The sequence below is a fragment of the Streptomyces niphimycinicus genome (assembly GCF_018883605.1).
Taxonomy (GTDB): Bacteria; Actinomycetota; Actinomycetes; order Streptomycetales; family Streptomycetaceae; genus Streptomyces; species Streptomyces niphimycinicus.
Map to the genome: position 1 here is coordinate 1 of NZ_JAHLEM010001363.1, position 390 is coordinate 390.

Below are 390 nucleotides of genomic sequence, written 5' to 3' on the forward strand. Positions count from 1 at the left end.
CCCGTCGTCCCGGCCGCGGCCGCGCCGCCGCCCGTGCACCACGGTCCACAGCCCGCCGCTCTCCGGGGGCCCGGATCTCACCTCGGGGGCTGTCCCCGTCTGCCCCGGCGAGCGGCTCAGCAGTCCGGCCACCCGTGCCGGTTCGGCGCCGAGCATCAGCCGTACCAGCGCCGCCGTGCGCTCGGCCTCGGCCCCGACCACCCGCCGCGCCGTCAGCAGCGACAGCAGCACCACGGCCACCCCCACGATCGCCCCGTCCGCGCCGTCCCGCCGGGGAGCGCAGAGCCCGAGCGCGAGCCGGTCCTCCGGCCCGGCCGGACCGCCCAGCCCGTACGCGGTGAGCTGAAGCTCCTCACCGGCCGCGCCGGCCGCCCTGCCCGCCGCCGAGGA

1 pseudogene is annotated in these 390 nt (G+C 80.5%); it reads right to left on the bottom strand.

From position 1 onward, the window contains the following. A pseudogene (locus KN815_RS49750) lies at positions 1–390 on the bottom strand (PucR family transcriptional regulator); the annotation flags it as partial.